Here is a 15,380-nt window from a genome sequence, read left to right as displayed (position 1 = left end):
TCAGGATCGGGGGTCGAAGGCGTCGCGGCAGGCTTCGCCGATAAACACCAACAGGGACAGGATCAACGCCAACGCAAAAAACGCGGTCAGCGCCAGCCACGGGGCTTGCAGGTTGTTTTTCCCCTGGCCGATCAATTCACCCAGGGACGCACTGCCCGTGGGCATGCCGAAGCCAAGAAAATCCAGGGCGGTGAGGGTCGAAATGGCCCCGGTCAAAATGAACGGCAAGTAGGTCAAGGTGGCAGTCAGCGCGTTGGGCAGAATGTGCCGCAACATCACCTGAACATCGCCCACACCCAGGGCTCGCGCGGCCTTCACGTACTCCAGGTTGCGCCCGCGCAGGAACTCGGCGCGCACCACATCCACCAGGGTCAGCCAGGAAAACAGCGCCATGATCCCCAGCAGCCACCAGAAACCCGGTTCGACAAACCCGGACAAGATGATCAGCAAGTACAGGACCGGTAGCCCCGACCAGATCTCGATCAGGCGCTGCCCCAACAGGTCGACCCAACCGGCGTAATAGCCTTGCAGCGCGCCGGCGGCGACCCCGATCAAAGTGCTCACCACGGTCAGCGCCAAGGCAAATAACAGCGATACCCGGGTGCCGAAAATCACCCGCGCCAATACATCCCGGGCTTGATCATCGGTGCCCAGCCAGTTGCTCGCGCTGGGTGGCGCCGGCGAAGGGGTCGTGAGGTCGTAGTTGACCGTGTCGTAGCTGAACGGAATAGGCGCAAACAGCATCCAGCCGCCCTGCCCTTCAATCAGTTCATGCACGTAAGGGTCACGGTAATCCGGCTGAAACGGCAACGTGCCGCCGAAATCCTGCTCGGTGTAGCGCTCGAAGGCCGGGAAATACAGTGAGCCCTGGTACGCCATCACCAGTGGCTTGTCGTTGGCCAGCAGTTCGGCACCCAGACATACGGCGAACAGCGCCAGGAACATCCACAGCGACCACCAGCCGCGGCGATTGCGCTTGAAGTGCAGCCAGCGGCGACGAGTGATCGGAGTAAAAACCGGCATCAATGCGACCTCGCGGAAAAATCCAGCCGGGGGTCCAGCAGGCGGTAGCACAGGTCGCCCAGCAACTTGATGACCAACCCGACCAGGGTAAAGATAAACAGCGTGCCGAAGACCACGGGATAGTCCCGTGCCACTGCCGCTTCGTAGCTCAGGCGACCGAGGCCGTCGAGGGAGAAAATCACTTCAATCAGCAACGAGCCGCCGAACAACATCGCGGTGAGCGCCTGGGGCAGGCCAACCACGATCAGCAGCATGGCGTTGCGAAACACGTGTTTGTACAGCACCTGTTTTTCGCTGAAACCCTTGGCCCGCGCGGTCACTACGTACTGGCGGCTGATCTCGTCGAGGAAGCTGTTTTTGGTGAGGATGGTCAGTGTGGCAAAGCCGCCAATCACCAGCGCCGATACCGGCAAGACAAGGTGCCAGAAGTAGTCCACGACCTTGCCCGCCCATGACAGGCTGGCAAAGTTCTCCGAGACCAGGCCGCGCACCGGAAACCAGTTCAACAGGCTACCGCCGCCGAATACCACGATCAGCAGCAAGGCGAACAGGAACGCCGGCATGGCGTGGCCGATAATGACCGCCGCACTGCTCCACACATCGAAGCGGCTGCCATGGCGCACGGCCTTGCGGATGCCCAGCGGGATCGACACCAGGTAGCTGATCAGCGTGGCCCAGAAGCCCAGGGACAAAGTCACCGGCAGTTTTTGCAGGATCAGGTCGGTGACCTTGGCGCCGCGAAAGAAGCTATCGCCAAAATCCAGCCGCGCGTAGCTGCTGAGCATCAACCACAGCCGCGCGCCAAGGGGCTTGTCGAAGCCGTATTGGCGCTCGATATCGGCCACCAGCGCGGGGTCCAGGCCACGAGTTGTGCGCGATTCAGCGCTGCCGGTTTCCACCCGTGTGCCGGCCACCGACGCTTGGCTGCCGATGCCTTGCAAGCGCGCGATGGCTTGCTCAACCGGGCCACCCGGGGCGGCTTGCACGATAAAAAAGTTGACCAGCAGGATGCACACCAGCGTTGGTACGATCAGCAATAAACGGCGCGCGCTATAGGCCAGCATGTTGGGAAGCCTCAGTCAGTTGACGCATCTGTGCGGTGGTCAGCGGTGTCGGGCTCACTTCCCACCAGGTGTCGATGCCCACGTCATTGAGCGGCGCTGTGCGGGGCCGACCAAAACGGTTCCACCACAGCGAGGACGAGCCCGGCGGGTAATAGTTGGGAATCCAGTAGAAGCCCCACTGCAACACGCGGTCGAGGGCATGGGCGTAGCGCACCATGGTCGGGCGGTCGTTGGCGCGGACAAGGCCATCGATCAAGGCGTCCACCGCCGGGTTGCGCAGTGCCATGTAATTGTTGGAGCCAGGGTCATCGGCACTCTCGGAACCGAAGTAGTTGGTCAGCTCGCGGCCCGGCGATGGGCTGACCGGGTAGCCGTTGACGATCATGTCGTAGTCCCGTGCGCGCACGCGGTTGGCGTATTGGGCCGAGTCGATCATGCGGATCGTGAAGCCGATGCCGATCTGCGCCAGGTTGCGTTTGTAGGGCAGCAGCAAACGCTCGAAGCCTTTCTGGGCATTCAGGAAGGTGAACTGCAATGGCGTGCCCTCGGCGTTAACCAACTGGTCGCCGCGCGGGGTCCAGCCCGCCTCGGCCAGTAACTTCAGCGCTTGCGCCTGCTGCGGCCGAATGCGCCCGCTGCCATCGGTGCGCGGCGGCTGGTAGACCTGGGTGAACACCTCCTCCGGCACTTGCCCGCGCCAGGGTTCCAGAATGGCCAGTTCCTGGGCATCCGGCAGCTGGGTGGCCGCCAATGCGCTGCGGGAAAAGAAGCTGCGCTGGCGCAGGTACAGACTGTGCATCATCTGCCGGTTGCTCCAGTCGAAATCCCACAACAGGCTCAGCGCCTCGCGCACGCGGCGGTCCTGGAACTGCGGTTTTTGCAGGTTGAACACAAAACCCTGGGTGCCCTGCACGGCATTCGGTGCCAGTTGTTCACGTTGCAGACGACCGTCACGCAAGGCCTCGCCGTCGTAGCCCACCGAATAACTGGTGGCGGAAAATTCGCGATTGAAGTCGTAACCCTGGGCTTGCAGGATCTGGCGCGACACGTCGCCGTCGGCAAAAAACTCAAGCCGCAGGGTGTCGAAGTTGTACTGCCCCTGCGTCACCGGCAGGTCTCGCCCCCACCAGTCCTTGACCCGTTCGAAGGTGACACTGCGGCCGTTGTCCACGCTGCTGATACGGTACGGGCCGCTGCCCACCGGCGGTTCAAAGCCGCCGCCGTTGGCGAAATTGCGCCCCTGCCACCAATGTTCCGGCAGCACCGGCAGTGAAGCGAGGTCCAGGGGCAAGGTGCGATTGTCGGCGCTTTTGAAGGTGAACCGCACTTGGGTCGGCGATTCCACCAGCACCTTGTCCACATCGGCAAAGCTTTGGCGATACGCCAGGCTGCCTTCGGTGGTGAACAGCTTGAAGGTGTAGGCCACGTCCTGCGCGGTGATGGGCGTGCCATCGGCAAACCGCGCCTTGGGATTGAGGTAGAAACGCAGCCATGAATGGTCATCTGCCAGCTCCATGCCTTGCGCGACCAACCCGTACACGGTGTACGGCTCATCCTGCGAACGGTACGCCAACGGGCTGTAGAGCCAACCCTGGATCTGGGTGATGCCGGTGCCTTTGTCGACATACGGGATCAGGTGATCAAACGCCCCGCCTTCCATAGACGAGCGACGAAAACTGCCGCCCTTGGGCGCGTTCGGGTTGACGTAATCCAGGTGTTTGAAGTTGGCCGGGTACTTGGGCGCTTCGCCGTATACCGTCAAAGCGTGCGTCGGTTGAGCCAGCAGTGACGGCGCCCAAAGGCCCGTCAGCAGTGCCCACACCATGAAGCGAAACAGGCTCACAAACTCAACTCCTTTTCCAAAAACACTGAAGGCTCACTTATGCAGGGTTGTGCGTCGACGCCAGGGTTTTTATAGAGCACCGGTTAGACCGTTAGCGCATGTGCTTATGCGCTACTTGCCGAAGTGGTAACTCACGTCCAGCCAGACCTGGCGGCCATAGGGGTCGTAGTTGCCGCTGGGGTAATACGGCCAGCCGGCGGAGTCATCGTGCTTGACCTGATTGAGCAGGTTGTTGACGGTCAGGCCGACACTCGCCTGCTCGTTCACCTGGTAACGGGCGCTGGCGTTGAAGGTGGTCCACGGCGACAGGCGCCCATCGCCGGCGCCATTGGTCACGCTGCCGTAGCGAATGCCGGTCAGCGTGGTGGTGAGGTGCTGGTAGTCCCAGGTCAGGCTCGCGTTGACCTTGCTGCGCCAGTCGTGGTTGTCGGTGCTGGAGCGCAGGTTCTGGGTTTGCGCATCGTCCGATTCCTTGAGGTAGTGGGACAGCACCAGGCTGTAGCCAATCGCCGAACTGAACGCGCCGTACTGGCCTGCGCCCCAGCGAATATTACTCTTGAGGTCCAGGCCGCTGACCCGCTCGCTGGCGGCGTTGATCGCATTGACCTGCACCCGTTGCAGCACGTTCGGGTCCACTGCCGCCGTGCTGGCGTTGCGCTGGATGCGTGCCAGGACGTCGGCGCAAGTGGTCGCATCAAGCTGGCCGTTGCGGCACTGGTTTTCCTGTTGCAGCAAGCGGTTGATGTCGACGGTGGTCAACAGGTCCTTGATTTCGACGCGCCAGAAGTCGGCGGAGAAATCAAACTGATGCGAGGGCGACCAGACAAAGCCATACGTCCAGGACTTGCCACGCTCGGAGGCGAGGTCCGAATTACCGGTCTGGGTGTAATCCACGCGGCCTCGGTCACACGCCCCTTCTACGCCCTTGCTGCAACCGTAATAGTCGATCTGGTCAGGCGTGTAGCCATTGGTCGCGGCCTGGTAGAGGTAGTTGAGGTCGGGTGCGCGAAAGCTGGTGCCGTAGCTGCCACGAAACAGCAGGCTGGTCACCGGGCGCCATTCCAGGCCCAGGTTGTAGGTTTTTTGTTGCTCGGTGCGGCCACTGAATTTGTATTGGTCCCAGCGCCCGGCCGCCGAGGCGAGCAAGGTGTCGGTGACGGGAATGCTCAGCTCGCCACCCGCGGCATAGCGGTCACGCGAACCGCCTGAATTGGAGGCCGGCGTGGTGTTGTAAAACGTGCCGTCATTGAGTTGGTCGTCGACATCGACGCTGTAGGATTGCCGCCCCACTTCGGTCACACCGGCAAAGCCCACCGGCCCGGCGGGCAGCTCGAACAGGTCGCCGTTAATGTTGGCGCTGAAGGTTTGGGAAACCGATTTACTCTTCTGCACCAGGTTGCCGCGAAACTGATCCCACTGCTCCGGGGTCAGCGGCTGGTCCAGCCGCGAAGGGTCTGGCGCGAAGACCGGGTGCCCGTCCTGCGTGCCCAGTTGCGGCCCGAGGTAGTAATCGCGGATGCCGCTCAAAGGCGTGTAGCGGGTGGTGCGGTCGCTGGTGTACTCGGAGCGGTTCGCCGCAATCTGATAACCCCAATCACTGTTGGTGAACTTGTCTTCCAGGCCCAGGGTGCCGGTCCAGGACACTTCGCGCCATTTGCTGTTGTTGCTGGTCTTGCCACCGATTTCCTCGCTGGAAAAGTTGCGTGACCAGCGCTCCAGGTTGCCGGTGTTGCGGTTGATAAAGTCCGGCGAGGTGAAGCTTGGGCCGCGCGTGTTGTTCTGCGTGTGATCAAAGCCAAACATCAAGTCTGCGAACACTTTGCCGGTGTCGCTGAAGTGCCAGGTGCCGCGCGTGTAGCCGTCATAGTTTTCCTTTTGCGCCTGCAAGGTCCAGTAGTCGTTGTAGTACTGGTTGGTGGTGCAGCGGGTGCTGCTGCCACCGAGCTTGCCGTTGTAGATACCGCCGTAGGCACCGCAGCCGGGGCCGAGGTAGGCGCCGCTGTCGAGGTTACGGCGGTAGCCCACATCCTTGGCCGGGCCGTCGCTCATAAAGCCGCGCTGGTTGGCCCAGATCGGTTGGCGCTGGGTCAGCTCCAGGCCGAATACCCCGTCAAAATCGCCCCAGGTGTCGCCGCCGCTGATCTGCAGGCGCTGGTTGTCGCCGCCGCCACGCTCGGCGGCGCCACCACGCAGATTGACGTCCACGCCGCTGATTTTGTCTTTGAGGATGATGTTCACCACCCCGGCAATCGCGTCGGAGCCATACACCGCCGAGGCGCCGCTGCTGAGGATCTCGATACGCTCGATCATCACCGCCGGGATGTTCGCAAGGTTGGTGAAGTTGACCGCGCCGTCGTACGCCGTGGGGTAGTCGGCCACGCGCCTGCCGTTGATCAGCACCAGTGTGTGGTTCGGCCCCAGCCCTCGCAGGTTGAGGGCACTGGCGGCCGGTTGGAAGGTGTTGCCGTAGTCTTCGCCCTGGGTCATGCCGGTGTTCTGGGTTTGCGAAGCGATGGCGTCGTAGACGTTTTTGTAGCCCCTGCGGGTGACTTCGTCAGCGGTGATGACCGTGACCGGCGACGGCCCTTCAACCTGGGCACGGGCAATGCGTGACCCCGTGACCACGACCTTTTCCAACGCTACATCGCCCGGGACTTTCGCCGCCGTGGGCGCCGCCTTGACCGCCGCTGCAGGTGGCTTGGCCGCCCGGCGCAGGGTCCAACCGCCGTCGCCACTGGGCACGGCGTCAAGGGCTGCACCGCGCAGTGCCTGTCGCAGCGCTTGCTCGGTGGTGAAGGTGCCCCGCACCGGCGCGCTGGTCAGGCCTTGCACAAGGTCTTGCTGGAAGGAAATGATCTGCCCGCTGCTGCGTGACAGGGTCAACAGCGCTTGGTCGAGGGGGCCGCTGGCGATATCAAAATCAAAAGTCTGGGTGGTCGATATCGCAGACAGCGGCTGTGCCAGCACCGCCGTGCCATGTCCCGCCAAAGTCAGGCCAATCGTCAGAGACAGTGCCGCCAGAGATGCGCGACTGAGAGGTTTGAGTTGCATGGTTGAGGTTCCCATCATTGATATGCCGTTGATGGGTTGAACAACAGATCGGGGGTTTTTATAGGCGGCCGTTAGGCTAAAAAAGCATGGGTTTATAACGCCTCGAAACAACACTCCCAGGCAGATACACCCTGGCCTGTATTGGGTTGTGCAACAGTGGCGGGGGTTTTATAGGGCTGGGGAAATTATTTTTATCGGCGCTCGATACTGACCCAATAAGGGCTGTGATAATCGATCTGCACCGGCAAGGATTTGGCCAGTAATTGCAGGGCGCCCTGGCTGTCGTCCAGCGGGAAAATCCCGCTCAGCCTCAGGCTCGCCGCCTCGGGGCTGACGCGGATGATGCCGCGCCGGTAGTCACGCAGGGCTTGCACCACTTCACCCAATGAGCGGTCACGCACTTCCAGCAAGCCTTGGGTCCACGAGGCCTCGCCGCCGCTGGCGGTTTCCAGGTCGAGGATGCCGTGGGCATTGAACGTGGCTTTCTGGCCGGCACTGATCACCTGCACAGCGCCGTCGCGCGTGGTGATTTCCACTTGGGAATGCAGCATCGTGATTTGGGTTCGATCCTCGCCCTGCTGTACCAGAAACCGCGTACCCAAGGCGCGCATGCGGCCGTGTTCGGTCTCGACGATAAACGGTCTGAGACTGTCCTTGAAAACGTCCACCAGCAACTTGCCGTCGAGCAACTGCAACAGCCGTTGCCGAGCATCGAAATGCGTCAGCACCTTGCTGCGCGCATCCAGGGTCAATGCACTGCCATCCTCCAGCGTGAGGTTCAGGCGCTCGCCCGTACCGGTGCGCAAAGCGCCCAACGGCAACCAGCTGTCGGACAGCCGCGTGATCAGACTTCCAAACGACACAACGCCAACCAGCGCCAGGGTATTGCGCAAAAAGCGCCGGCGGCCCGACGGTGCGTTGAGGGTGTGCAACAGGCTGTCGCGGGGCATGCGGCGCAGTTCGTCATTGTTCAGCACGGCCGGAACGCCGCCCATCATGTTGAAGATTTCGGCACGCCGTGGGTCGCCCTCACTCCAGCGCCGGAACGCCTGGTGCTCCTGAGCACTGGCGTGCCCGGATTGCAGCAACGCCATCCACTGCGCCGCCTCGTTGATGATCGCCTCATCAGGCGCGCTGTGGCTCATGGCTGTGTCATCGCCAGGTAGCAGCGCTTGAACGCATCGGCCATGTATTGCTGAACCCGGCTGACCGAGACCTGCAGGCGCTCGGCAATCTGCGCATAGGTCAAACCGTCCAGCTGGTGATACAAAAACGCCGCCTTGGCCTTGGCCGACAAACCGTCGAGCAATCGGTCGACTTCCAGTAGCGTCTCGATCAACAGCAAACGCTCCTCGGGCGACGGGTGCACCATCATCGGCGCCTGGACCAATGCTTCCAGGTAGGCACGTTCCAGGTCCTGGCGACGCCAGCCCTCATACATCAGGCGCCGCGCGATGGTGGTCAGCAACGCCCGCGGCTCGCGGATTTGCGAAGGGTCGGGCAATGCCAGTACCCGCAGGAAGGTCTCCGATGCAATGTCCTGAGCCCCATGGGCGCAACCCATCGCCCGGCTTACCCGCGTGCAAAGCCAACTGTAGTCACTTTTGAACATCTGCCCAATCAGACCGAAATGTGGGTTCTGATTCACACCCATTGCATGCTCCATGCGAATAAAGGCCATTCAGCCTGGCGGTTGATGAGCAATGGAAAGCCATCGCTGGAGGCGGACTTTGCATGAGGGGAGCATAGGTTAGGAAAGAATAAAAAATAACAGCAGTCTGTCAAATTGGCATATGCAGAAAAATCAGATACGGGGCAGCGCCCTGGCTGTCAGGTCAGTGCGAAGACACATAGACAGAAGGCTGCGCCGGCGCTGGCAGCGAATAGGTTGCTTTCATCCATTCGACTTCAGCATGGGGTGTGCGGCCGAAGTAGCGCTTGAACTCTCGGCTGAACTGCGATGCGCTTTCATAGCCCACGTTAAAAGCCGCAGATGAGGCCGACATGTCGTCGCGGAGCATCAACAACCTTGCCTGGTGCAGACGAGTCGATTTCAGGTACTGCATGGGTGAGGAGTCGGTGACTGTTCGAAAGTGCAGATGAAAGCTGGGTACGCTCATACTCGCCTCCTGGGCCAGGCACTCGACGTCCAGCCGCTCCTGGTAACAGCTGTGTATCTTGCGAATGGCGCGGGTCACCTTTGCGAAATGGCCTTGCTTGCCAAGGGCCGCCCGCATGGACCCTCCTTGTTCACCTGCGATGATCCGGTAGTAAATCTCGCGCACCAGCGAGGGGCCGAGGATCGGGCCGTCGACCGGATGGCTCATCGCTTCGAGAAAGCGCAGTGTGGACTCGCGCAACATCTCGTCCATCGGCGAGGAATACATGCCTTTGGGACGTTCGTGGGTCGGACCGGATTTTTCGTCAATTTCCAGGATCAGTTCGCCAGCGAGTTTGAAATCCAGGCGCATGTATACCGCCAGCATCGGTTCCTCTTCGCTGGCGTCGGTTTCCATGGTGAAAGGCACTGGCACAGACACCACCAGGTAGTGCTGGGCGTCGTAAAGGTAGACCTCATCGCCCAGATAGCCGAGCTTGCGCCCCTGGCACAGGATGACGATGCCAGGCTCGTAGAGCACTGGCGTGCGGGTCAGCGGGCGATTGGAGCGCAGAAAGCGTATGTCTTCCAGTGCGCTCAGGTTGTAGCCCTCCAGGGGGGCCAACTGCTCCATCAGTTGGACCATGCGCCGGGTTCGCGCTGCAAAATGATTCATAGGCCCCTCTTGCGGTTTCACGAAGCGTGACCATCCGTAGAGCGTGTCAGTGCTTCCCATTGGTCGATGTCACGCAGGGATTGCGTCAGCTTTTCGCGCACAAAGCCTATGGCATCGCTGCCGAGCAGCAGGTGGGCCGGTGGGTTGTCGCTGGCGATCAACTGCAGCATGGCTTGCGCGGCTTTTTGCGGGTCCCCCAGTTGGTGGCCGCTTTTCGCTTCGCGCGCCTGGCGTACCGGATCAAAGCTGGCATCGTAGTCGGCGATGCTGCGGGGCGTACGCTGCATCGAGCGGCCGGCCCAATCGGTGCGAAATGAGCCTGGCGCCACGGCGGTGACAAAAATGTTGAATGGCTTGAGTTCTTTGCTCAGGGTGTCGGAGATGCCTTCCAGCGCGAACTTACTGGCGCAGTAGTAGGCGATACCCGGCATCGTGATGGTGCCGCCCATGGACGTGATGTTGATGATGTGCCCGCTGCGGCGCTGGCGGAAGTACGGCACGAACGCCTTGGTCACGGCAACGGCGCCGAACACGTTGACGTCGAACTGACGACGCATTTCTTCCAGCGGCGACTCTTCGAAAATGCCCTCATGGCCGTAACCTGCGTTGTTCACCAGGACATCCACCGGGCCGTAGCGGGTCTCGATCTCGGCAACGACGCTGTCGATCCGCTCAAAGTCGGTGACATCCAGGATCACGCCATGAGCACGCTCCGCTGATAATGCCTCGAACGTTTGCAGCGCGGCTTCGTTGCGAACGGTACCAATGACACGGTGGCCTGCAGCCAGTGCCTCGGTCGCGAGGGCCTTGCCAAAGCCGCTGCTGATGCCGGTGATGAACAGGGTTTTGCGAGTGCTCATGGAGATTCCTCTCGGTTACTGAGTGCTAATGGTAGCCAAGCCACCGCTGGCGACCTATGCCGGATCATCTATGAGGCTTGCCTATTCCTATTCGCTTCTGCTCATACGCTCAATTGTCCCGATGTGGCTCGATTGACGCAGGCTGATGCGTGGTCCGGCCCGCCCCAGTGGGTGTCACTGAGGCGGTCGGCACCACTCCACGTTACGTCAGCCAGACATCGACCTGCCGCTCCGCGCCCTCTATAAACACCAAGGCCTCGACCTGCCCCGCCTCTATCAGGTCTTGGCTGACGCCTTTTATCAGTTCAAGCTGCGCGGCGCTGTCGACCAACTCAACACGTGCTACCGGAGCCTTCATGGACTGGCTGGCATCAGACTTTGCTTTGCGAATCGCAGACAGCACGCTGCTCAGGCTCATCAATAACTGTTCAACAGCCGCGTCAGGGCAAGCGCCCCCTTGCGGCCAGGGCGCCTTGTGCACTGAGCCGCAATTCCAGGATTGCCAGACCTCCTCACACACAAAGGGCAGAAATGGCGCAAACAGTCGCTGCTGCACGCTCAGCGCATGTGCCAATGCATTACGCGCCGAGTAGCCGTCGGGTCGATAGGCACGACGCTTGACCAATTCGACGTAGTCATCGCAAAACCACCAGAAGAATCCTTCGATACGCGACAACGCCCCGCTGTAGTCATAGGCCTCCAGCGCGACGGTAGCGTCCTGGACTACGCCACCCAAGCGTTCAAGCATGGCTTGATCCAGCGGTTGGTCGATATCCCCGGTGTCATCCTTCGCAAAGCCTTGAACCAACCTCGAAAGATTGAACAGCTTGACGGCCAGGCGGCGGCCGATTTTCATCTGCTGCTCTTCAAAGGCTGTGTCACTGCCGAGCCGCGCCGAGGCAGCCCAATAGCGCACGCCGTCACTTCCATACTGGTCGAGCAAGGCTTGAGGGGTGACCACATTCCCCTTGGACTTGGACATTTTCTTGCGATCAGGATCAAGGATCCACCCGGAAAGCGCGACGTTGCGCCATGGCGCGCAACCGTGTTCAAAATGGCTGCGTACCAGTGTCGAGAACAGCCAGGTTCGGATTATGTCGTGACCTTGGGGCCTGAGGTCCATCGGGTATATTTTGGCAAACAACCCATCGTCCTCTCCCCAGCCGCCGACAATCTGAGGCGTCAGGGAACTGGTGGCCCAGGTGTCCATGATGTCTTGTTCGCCGATAAACCCGTTGGGTTGACCACGTTGTTCGGGTCGATACCCAGGCGGTGTATCCAGGCCCGGATCAACAGGCAGGCTTGCCTCACTGGCGATAATCGGAGCGCCATGCTCGGCTTCGCCTTGCGCGTCCAGGCGATACCAGAACGGAATCGGCACGCCGAACGTACGTTGACGACTGATTAGCCAGTCTCCATTCAAGCCCCCTACCCAATGCTCGTAACGCCTGAGCATGTGCGGCGGATGCCAGTTCAACGCCTGGCCAGCGTCGAGCAACACGTCCCTCAGGTTCGCGTCGCGTCCGCCATTGCGCAAGTACCATTGCCGCGTCGCGAGAATTTCCAAAGGCCGGTCGCCTTTCTCGAAGAACTTTACCGCGTGGTTAATCGGTCGTGGTTCATCTCGCATGGCGCCGCAGTCACGCAACATCGAAACGAGCTGCGTACGAACCTGGGACAGGGTACGGCCGGCCAGGCCTGCGTAGGCCTGTTGGCTGCGCGGAGTCGTCAACCAGGAGGGCGTCTCAAGTAACAGGCGCCCGTCCTTTCCCAGGACTGACCGTGTGGGCAGCTGTAACTCCCGCCACCAAATCACATCGGTTAGATCGCCAAAGGTGCAGACCATCGCCAACCCGGTGCCCTTGCCGGGGTCACCCAAAGGGTGGGCCAGCAGCGGAACGTCCAGGTCAAAAATCGGCGCACGCACGGTCTGCCCGAACCTCGCCTGATAACGAGCGTCGTCCGGGTGAGCCACCAGCGCCACGCATGCCATCAGCAACTCAGGTCGAGTCGTAGCAATCTTCAGTTCGGCACCATCAGCCGCGTCGAAGCCGAGTTCGTGATACGCACCCGCAACCTCGCGCTCCTCAAGCTCTGCCTGGGCTACGGCCGTCTGGAACGTCACATCCCAGAGGCACGGAGCCTCCTGGCTATACAGTTCGCCACGCTGGTAGTTACGCAGTAACGCGCGCTGACTGGCTCGTTGGGAGCGTTCATCAATGGTGGCGTATGAAAGACTCCAATCAACGGACAAGCCCAGTTGCACGAACAGTGCACGGAACGCTTGCTCATCGATGGCCGTCAGCTCATGGCACAACTCGATAAAGTTGCGCCGACTGATGACGGCAAAGTCAGCCCGTTTTAATGGAATTGACTCGGAGGGTTTGAAGCCAGGCTGGTAAGCGGCCAACGAGTCGCAACGTACGCCGTAGAAATTCTCGACCCTGCGTTCGGTCGGCAAGCCATTGTCGTCCCAACCCAGGGGGTAGAACACAGCCTTGCCGCGCATCCGCTGGAACCGGGCGATGATATCGGTGTGGGTGTAGCTGAAGACATGGCCAACATGCAACGAACCTGAGGCTGTCGGTGGCGGCGTGTCGATGGAGAATACAGCGTCGCGTTGGGCGCTGTGGTCAAAGGCATACGTGCCTTCGAGCTGCCAATGCTGAGACCAGCGTGTTTCGAGGTTTTCAAGCGAGGGGGTGACGGTTTGATCGTTTAGAACTTCATCACGTTTAACGGTGACATAGCTTCCTCCTGTCAACATCATGGGGCGCAACAACGGTTGTGCGCCGAAGCAAACTTTATATTCAATCGCCTGCGGAAAGTAAAGCCCTTGAACCAGGCCATTTTTTCCACAAAATAGCGTAAAAACAGTCCGGAAGATTTCTCACATTCAACAGGTACCCTATGCACACCCCCGTCACAATCATCGGTGCTGGCCTGGGCGGTCTCATCCTGGCCCGCGTGCTGTACGTCCACGGTATTGCCGCCACCGTCTATGAAGCAGAGCCGTCGGCAACCGCACGCGCCCAAGGCGGGATGCTCGATATCCACGACTACAACGGCCAACTGGCCTTGCAGGCAGCGGGCCTGACGGACGAGTTCCGCGCGCTTATCCTGAAAGGTCGCGAGGCGACTCGGGTGCTTGATTGGCAGGGTGCCACTCTGTTGGATCAACCCGACGACGGCACAGGCGGCCGTCCCGAGGTCATGCGTGGCGAACTGCGCAAGATGCTCCTCGATTCACTGCCCGCCGGTACTGTGCGTTGGGGCCACAAGGTCAAGAGCGTGCGCGCCCTCGGCGAGGGTCGCCACGAAGTGAGCTTCGCCGACGGTACTTGCGTTGCTACCCACCTGCTGGTTGGCGCGGACGGAGCCTGGTCAAAGGTCCGGCCGCTGCTCAGCGACGCAGCCCCCGAGTACATGGGCCGCTCGTTGATCGAAACCTACCTGTATGACAGCGACGCCCGGCACCCGGCCACCTCCAGGGCGGTAGGTGGCGGTGCGATGTTCGCACTTCAACCGGGAAAAGGGATCCAGGCGCACCGTGAGACGGGCGCCACGCTGCACACCTACGTAGTGCTCACCGAATCCCAAAGCTGGTTTGCCGCCATCGATTTCACCGACACGGCAACGGCGGCGGCACGGATCGCGCAGGAGTTCGCAGGCTGGTCCCCTGCCCTCACGGCATTGATCACCGACAGCGACACCGAACTGGTCTGGCGCCCGCTCTTTATGCTGCCGGTTGAGCACCGCTGGGAGCGGGTGCCGGGCGTAACGCTGATCGGTGATGCCGCACACCTTGCGGCCCCGAATGGCGAAGGCGCGAACCTGGCCATGTACGATGGTGCCGAACTCGGCAAGGCCATCGCCTCATACCCTGATGACGTCGAAGCCGCCCTGGGCGAATACGAACAGGCCATGTTCCCGCGCAGCGCGCAAATGGCTGCCGAGGGGAATGAACTGCACGAGTTGCTGTTTGGTGACGATGCACCCTATAGCCTGGTCAGCATGTTCAACGGGGTTGCGTCGCAGCGGTGAAGCAACCGGCGGGCCACAGGCATTGATTCTTGGGGCGATCACGCTCGTCTTCATACCTGATCAACACCGCCAGGCTGTATGACCCAGCATATCCACCCTATCCTTCAGGTTTGCTTATAACAGTAAGAACGCCAAGCCTGGAGGTCGGTGCATCAGTTGAAAGCCGCACTAGCTCGATAATATAAAACGTTTCAAAGACCGGATGTTATTTTCAGAGCACTCCTAAATACGGCGAAAAACTTAGTCGGTAGGCTCGGCAGCGACTCATTATTGAATCAACGCTGAGAGGCAGACAGCCGTGATAAATAAACATTTGCGAATATTGGTTCTAGATAGCATTCACGCGCAATCTATGCAGCTGGAAAAGATGCTAAATACAATGGGGTACTTCTGTATTGCCACAAGTTCTTCAGTCGATGAGTGCGTCAAGTTGAGTTTTGCCGGGTTAAAAAGATTTGATTTACTGTTGGCCGCTGAACCCTTGTTAAGACAGCGCCAGCTGGCAGCGTCCGAACAGTTTGAAATCAGTAACCTTTTCGCCTATAGCTGCCCTTCAAATGGTCCCGCGGCGCGGTGCTCGGTAAGAGGAGCGATTTGTTACAAATACGGCCTGCCGGAGTACACGGTGCTTGAGCAGTTTATGGCCCGTTTGGTGCCTGCCCCCGAAGACTTTCGTCGCACCACGCATGACTGGCGACTCGCCTGCAGCGATGAATATTGA

General features: G+C 60.5%; 11 protein-coding genes. 2 read left to right on the top strand and 9 right to left on the bottom strand.

Going from position 1 to position 15,380, the window contains the following annotated elements:
• The 9 genes from HX839_RS23825 to valS all read right to left on the bottom strand — a co-directional run bounded on the left by HX839_RS23825 (position 1) and on the right by valS (position 13,385).
• Positions 1-1,023 carry an ABC transporter permease gene (locus HX839_RS23825; protein ID WP_173883025.1) on the bottom strand — a complete coding sequence of 341 codons (1,023 nt, stop codon included), beginning with the start codon at positions 1,021-1,023 and terminating at the stop codon, positions 1-3.
• Complete coding sequence (locus tag HX839_RS23820; protein ID WP_102604328.1) at positions 1,023-2,087, bottom strand: microcin C ABC transporter permease YejB; 1,065 nt, start codon at positions 2,085-2,087, stop codon at positions 1,023-1,025. Before HX839_RS23820 ends, HX839_RS23825 begins: the two co-directional genes overlap by 1 nt.
• A complete protein-coding gene (locus HX839_RS23815; RefSeq protein ID WP_177067798.1) occupies positions 2,074-3,912 on the bottom strand; it encodes an extracellular solute-binding protein in 1,839 nt (612 codons plus the stop codon). The genes HX839_RS23820 and HX839_RS23815 overlap by 14 nt, the downstream gene beginning before the upstream one ends.
• A gap of 129 nt (positions 3,913-4,041) precedes the next feature.
• Entirely contained in the window at positions 4,042-6,981 is a 2,940-nt protein-coding gene (locus tag HX839_RS23810) for a TonB-dependent receptor (RefSeq protein WP_177067764.1), read from the bottom strand.
• Positions 6,982-7,172: 191 nt separating this feature from the next.
• A complete protein-coding gene (locus HX839_RS23805; RefSeq protein WP_177067763.1) occupies positions 7,173-8,126 on the bottom strand; it encodes a FecR domain-containing protein in 954 nt (317 codons plus the stop codon).
• Positions 8,123-8,635, bottom strand: a complete 513-nt coding sequence (locus HX839_RS23800; protein ID WP_177067762.1) for a sigma-70 family RNA polymerase sigma factor — start codon at positions 8,633-8,635, stop codon at positions 8,123-8,125. The genes HX839_RS23805 and HX839_RS23800 overlap by 4 nt, the downstream gene beginning before the upstream one ends.
• A 181-nt stretch (positions 8,636-8,816) precedes the next feature.
• On the bottom strand, positions 8,817-9,755 hold the full coding sequence (locus HX839_RS23795; RefSeq protein WP_003217685.1) for an AraC family transcriptional regulator: 939 nt from the start codon (positions 9,753-9,755) through the stop codon (positions 8,817-8,819).
• A 17-nt stretch (positions 9,756-9,772) separates the two neighbouring features.
• On the bottom strand, positions 9,773-10,615 hold the full coding sequence (locus HX839_RS23790; protein WP_003217687.1) for an oxidoreductase: 843 nt from the start codon (positions 10,613-10,615) through the stop codon (positions 9,773-9,775).
• Between the two features lie 202 nt (positions 10,616-10,817).
• Entirely contained in the window at positions 10,818-13,385 is a 2,568-nt protein-coding gene (gene valS / locus HX839_RS23785; protein WP_177067761.1) for a valine--tRNA ligase, read from the bottom strand.
• 140 nt (positions 13,386-13,525) lie between these two features.
• On the opposite strand from valS, the gene HX839_RS23780 reads away from it, so the two are divergent.
• Positions 13,526-14,659: an NAD(P)/FAD-dependent oxidoreductase gene (locus HX839_RS23780; RefSeq protein WP_177067760.1), complete on the top strand. Its 1,134-nt coding sequence runs from the start codon at positions 13,526-13,528 to the stop codon at positions 14,657-14,659.
• Between the two features lie 352 nt (positions 14,660-15,011).
• Positions 15,012-15,380, top strand: a complete 369-nt coding sequence (locus HX839_RS23775; protein WP_052024243.1) for a hypothetical protein — start codon at positions 15,012-15,014, stop codon at positions 15,378-15,380.

The sequence above is a fragment of the Pseudomonas sp. I8001 genome, assembly GCF_013385345.1.
In the GTDB taxonomy this organism is placed as follows: Bacteria; Pseudomonadota; Gammaproteobacteria; order Pseudomonadales; family Pseudomonadaceae; genus Aquipseudomonas.
This window is presented reverse-complemented; position numbering and strand designations above follow the sequence as displayed.